Source organism: Nonomuraea sp. NPDC050691 (assembly GCF_040654455.1).
Classification (GTDB): Bacteria; Actinomycetota; Actinomycetes; order Streptosporangiales; family Streptosporangiaceae; genus Nonomuraea.
The window spans coordinates 1-3,947 of sequence record NZ_JBFAIA010000319.1; the positions used below are offsets into that span (position 1 = coordinate 1).

Annotated in this window: 4 protein-coding genes; 1 reads left to right on the forward strand and 3 read right to left on the reverse strand. The window is 75.0% G+C overall.

Features of this window, described 5'->3' with window-relative positions; all coding sequences use genetic code 11:
* From AB0H81_RS44090 to AB0H81_RS44100, 3 genes are all read right to left on the reverse strand, one after another.
* Nucleotides 1–816 (reverse strand): ATP-binding protein (locus tag AB0H81_RS44090; protein WP_358388291.1); only part of this gene is annotated, 816 nt, incomplete at its 3' end.
* Nucleotides 817–1,014: 198 nt separating this feature from the next.
* A complete protein-coding gene (locus tag AB0H81_RS44095; protein WP_358388294.1) occupies nucleotides 1,015–1,275 on the reverse strand; it encodes a hypothetical protein in 261 nt (86 codons plus the stop codon).
* Nucleotides 1,276–1,401: 126 nt separating this feature from the next.
* Nucleotides 1,402–1,575 (reverse strand): hypothetical protein, encoded by a 174-nt coding sequence (locus AB0H81_RS44100; protein ID WP_358388297.1) that lies wholly within the window; start codon nucleotides 1,573–1,575, stop codon nucleotides 1,402–1,404.
* 278 nt (nucleotides 1,576–1,853) lie between these two features.
* Here AB0H81_RS44100 and AB0H81_RS44105 point away from each other — a divergent pair.
* A partial coding sequence (locus tag AB0H81_RS44105) for a fibronectin type III domain-containing protein (RefSeq protein WP_358388300.1) occupies nucleotides 1,854–3,947 on the forward strand: 2,094 nt, incomplete at its 3' end.

The window sequence follows — 3,947 nt, forward strand, 5'->3', positions numbered from 1 at the left end:
GCTCGTCGGCGCCGCCGCGCCCGTGGCCAGCGGGAGGGCGGTCAGGCCGCCGGCGCGCTGCCCGGGGGTGAGCGCGGCGGCCAGCTCCAGCAGGGCGAGCGGGTTGCCCGCGGCCTCGTCCAGCAGCCGTTCCAGCACCGGCGGCGCCGGCGCCCGCACGGCCACCCCTTCGACATCGCCCCGCTCGGCGTCGCGCCCCTCAGTGTCGTCCCCCTCTGCGTCGCCGCGCTCGGCGGCGCGGGCGGTCAGGAGGGCGAGGGCGGCCCGGCGGTCAAGTTCACGGAGGCGGAGCTCGGGCACGGCGCCGGCGGCGAAGTCGTCACCGGCCGCGAACAGCATCACGACACGCTCGGCGTCCAGGCGGCGGGCGGCGAACAGCAGCGCCTCGGCCGAGGACCGGTCCACCCACTCGGCGTCGTCCACGAGACACAGCAGCGGACGATCGGCGGCCACGTCCGCCAGCAGGGTGAGGGCCGCCATGCCGACGAGGAACCGGTCGCCTTCGCGCTCCTCCGACAGCCCGAAGGCCCCGCGCAGCGCGGCCGCCTGAGGCGCGGGCAGGCGCTCGGCCAGCGACAGGAACGGGCGCAGCAGCAGGTGCAGGGCCGCGAAGGGCAGCTCCACCTCGGACTCGACCCCGGTGCAGCGCAGGACGCGCATGCCGTGCTCCGCCGCCCGCGCCGCGGCGTGACCGAGCAGGGCCGTCTTGCCGATGCCGATCTCGCCGCGGACGACCAGCGCCGCGCCGGCGCCGGCCCGGGCGCCGGCCAGCAGGCGGTCGACGGTTGTCTGCTCGACGGCGCGACCATGCAGCACACGCGCAACGTACCAGCGAGTTCCGCGCCCAGCCAGACGTCTCCTGACATGTCGCGCAATGAGGAGTGCAGGTCACTGTCGGTACGCCTGAGTAGCCCTACTCAATCCACGGACGGGGCGGCGCGCCGAGATTGAGTCACGCGCCCTGTTCCCGCCGGCCCGGTTAACGATCTAGGTTCGGCCCGAAGCCGCGCGCCTCTAGGAGCCGCCCGTGTCCCGTCGCCGGTGGGCCAGCCTGGCCCTCTCCCTGTTGCTCACCACGGGGTTGCTCGCCGCGGGTCTCGTCGAGGCTCCGCCGGGCGTCGCGGCGGCCGCCGCGGACGTGGCCCCCCACCCGCCCACGTCCGCCTCCGCGGCCCGCACGGCGGGCGCGGCCGCCCCCCCGGCCGCGCCCGCCCTCGCGGCCGGCCCCGCCACCGCGGCGGCGGCGCCCATGACGCCCGCCGAGCTGACCACCATGTGGGCGGACTACGGCGACGCGGGCGGCCACTGGACGGGCGGCGACTCGACGGTCACCGTGCCCCTGCCGGACGGCCGGATCGCCTGGCTGTGGTCGGACACCTTCCTCGGGACCGTCAACGACGACTACTCCCGGCCCGCCGACACGCCCCTCGTCAACAACACCATGGTCGTCCAGACCGGCAGGACGCTGGGCCCGACCCTGCACGGCGGCACCGCGAGCGCCCCGACGGCCCTGGTGAAGCCCGCCTCCGGGTCCGACTTCCACTGGCTGGGCGACGCCACCGTCGAGGGCGACACCCTCAAGGTCGTGTACGGCACCTACGCGGCCACCGGCGACGGGACGCCCCTCGGTTTCCGCCTGGTCGGCAACGCGCTGGCCACCTTCGCCCTGCCGGGCCTGACGCTGACCTCCGTCAAGGCGCTGCCCGTGTCGGGGAGGATCGGCTGGGGCTCGGCGATCCTGGAGGACGGCTCCTTCACCTACGTCTACGGCAGCGAGGCGGCCGACGGGCAGAAGTTCCTGGGAGTACTGGACCGGCGGCGGCTGGTCGGCGCAGGAGTCGGCCTCGGCGCGGTTGCTCAGCGGCGCCGGCGAGGGAATGTCGGTCACCAAGGCCGGCGACCAGTACGTGCTGGTGACGCAGGAGAGCAACCAGCTCTTCAGCAACTGGATCGTCGCCTACGTCTCCGGCTCCCCCACCGGGCCGTTCACCGGCCCGGCATACCTCATCGAGGCGAAGGAGCCGAAGCTCGACCCCAGCCAGTTCATCTACGTCGGGCGCGCCCACCCCGAGCTGTCGGCGCCCGGCAAGCTGCTGATCTCGTACGACGTCAACACCTTCGACTCGGACGCCCACTTCCGCGACGTGCGCATCTACCGGCCGCGTTTCCACGAGGTGGCCTGGCCCCCGCCGGTCCCGGACCCGTCCACCGTCCCGGGAGCGCCCACCGGGCTGAAGGCCACCGCCACCGGCGACGGCGCGGCGCAGCTCACCTGGACCGCGCCCGCCGGGTCGAACCTCAACTACTGGGTGTACCGCCGCGACGTCACCGCCGGGCAGACGGCGCTCACCCGGGTCGGCGACCCGTCGATCACCACCGAGCGCCTCGACCCCGGCCTCACGGACGGCCACACCTACGCGTACCACGTCAGGGCGGTCACGACGGGCGGCGTGGAGGGACCGCCGAGCGCGACCGTCACGGTCGGCGGGCGACGGGCCGTCCCCGCGGCGCCCACCGGCCTGCGGGCGACGGCGAGCGCGGACGGTGACGTCACGCTGGCCTGGACCGCCGCCGAGGGCGGCGTCACGTACCGCGTCTACCAGCGCGACGTCACCGCCGGGGAGACGCTCTTCGCGGAGGTCCCCGCCGACGACCGGTTCGCCACCACGATCACCCTGAGCGGACTGCGCAAGGCGCACACGTACGAGTTCAAGGTCACGGCCGTCAACACCGTCGGGGAGAGCCCGCCCACCAACCTCGCGCAGGCGACCGTGACGCTGGCCCTGCCCGGCGCGCCCACGGGCCTGACGGCCACGGCGCAGGCCGACGGCGCCGTCACCCTGTCCTGGACGGCCGCCGCCCGGGCCGACGTCCACTACGTCCACCGCCGCGACGTCACGGCGGGCGAGACGGCGTTCACCCGGATCGACGCTCCGGTCGAGGACACCACCATGCGCGTGGAGCCGCTGCTGAGCGGCGACACCTACGAGTTCAGGGTCACCGGGGCCAACGAGGCCGGCGAGGGCCCGGCGGGCAACACGGTCAGCGTGACGCCGCGGGTCGCCCCGCCCGCCGCGCCGACCGGCCTCACCGCGACCCCGCGAAGCGACGGCTCCGTCCGCCTCTCGTGGACGGCGTCGCCGGGGGCTCGGGCCTACTGGGTCCACCGCCGCGACGTGACGGCCGGGCACACCTCGTTCTCCCGGGTCGACACGCCGGTCGAACGCCCGCCCGCCGACGTCGGCTCGCTGATCAGCGGCAACACCTACGAGTTCAAGGTCACCGCCGTGGGCGACGGCGGCGAGGGGACGGCGAGCGCCGTGGTCAGCGCGGTCGCCAAGGTCACGCCGCCCGCCGCACCGGCCGGGCTCACCGCCTCCGCCGGCGACAGGAGCGTCCGGCTGGCCTGGACCGCGCCGGTCGGGGCGGAGATGTACTGGGTGTACTACCGCGACGTCACCGCCGGCGAGAGCTTCCGGCAACTGCCGTACCCGGTGAACGATCCGGCGCTGACCGTGGAGCCGCTGGTCAACACCCACACCTACGAGTTCAGGGTGAGCGGGATCAACCAGGCCGGGGAAGGGGCCTCCAGCGCGGTCGCGCAGGCCAGGCCCATGCCGCCGCTGCCGCCCAAGGTGACCGGCCTGACGGCCGCCGCGCAGGCGGACGGCACCGTCGACCTGGCCTGGACCGCGATCGGCGACGTCTACTACTGGGTGTACTACCGCGACGTCACCGCCGGGCAGAGCGCGTACACCAAGTTCGCCTACCCGGCCACCGCCGCCTCCGCCCACCTCGGGCCCTTCACCGCCGGGCACGCCTACGACTTCAAGGTGGCGGCCACGAACGCCTCGGGCGACGGCCCCGACTCCGAGCCGGTCCGGGTCACCGCCAAGGGGTCGTCGTCCGCCGCCTCACCGGCCATGCTCTCGGCGCACGCGGAGGCG

Bases quoted from the DNA above. Each gene is read 5' to 3' on its own strand.
- AB0H81_RS44095 (WP_358388294.1), bottom strand. From the start codon at position 1,275: ATGGTGGTCAGCTCGGCGGGCGTCATGGGCGCCGCCGCCGCGGTGGCG.